We start from the raw sequence: 722 nt of genomic DNA, 5'->3' as shown, positions 1-722 counted from the left end.
CTCGCGCATCAACCGGCCCGATTCGTCGAGCACCGCCTCGATGCGGTCGACGGCGTCGCCGGATCGCGCCGCGGCCGCCCGCAGCCGTGGCAGCGCGACGTCGGTTCGCGCCGCGATCGCGGCCTTGATCAGTTCGGCCTTGTTGGGAAAGTAGTTGTAGAGGCTGGCGCTGGTGACGTTCGCGGTGCGGGCGATCTCACGGATGGTGGCGCGGGAGTAGCCCGCCGTGGCCACACAACGCATGGTGGCCACGATGATTCGCTGGCGGGTGTCCTCGCCGCTGGCGCCCACCGGGCGTCCCCGCTGCGCCCGCGTCACCGTGCTCCGCCCACTCGCGTGTCCTGTCCGCCGGGCTCTCGAAGCCCGACAGCATCGAATATAATCGACTGATCGATTAGCCCGGGGGTTCGCGGAGGCAAATGAGCGTTCTGCCGTCACAGCTGGGGCGCCCGGTGGGTGCCGATGGCGAGCAGACCCGCGCGCGCGTCATCGCCGCGGCGATGCGGTGCGTGGCCGAGATGGGCTACTCCCGCACCACTATTCGCGAGATCGCGCGGGCCGCCGACATGACCAGCGGCAGCCTGTATCACTACTTTGCGAACAAGTCCGAGCTGCTGGACGCCGCCGTCGAGGAGATCGAGGGAATCGCGCTGCCACGGCTGCGGGCGGCCGCGGCGCGATCCGGCGACGCCGTCGACCGCATCGAGGCGGTGCTCGACGAA

2 protein-coding genes are annotated in these 722 nt (G+C 70.1%); one reads left to right on the top strand and one right to left on the bottom strand.

The window, feature by feature from the left end:
• On the bottom strand, positions 1-318 hold a 318-nt coding region (locus A5680_RS22265; protein WP_156674996.1), incomplete at its 3' end, for a TetR/AcrR family transcriptional regulator.
• A 101-nt stretch (positions 319-419) separates the two neighbouring features.
• Here A5680_RS22265 and A5680_RS22260 point away from each other — a divergent pair.
• Positions 420-722, top strand: a 303-nt coding sequence (locus A5680_RS22260; protein ID WP_156675203.1) for a TetR/AcrR family transcriptional regulator, incomplete at its 3' end; no start/stop codon positions are given.

The organism is Mycobacterium sp. E2989 (genome assembly GCF_001667595.1).
In the GTDB taxonomy this organism is placed as follows: domain Bacteria; phylum Actinomycetota; class Actinomycetes; order Mycobacteriales; family Mycobacteriaceae; genus Mycobacterium.
This window is presented reverse-complemented; position numbering and strand designations above follow the sequence as displayed.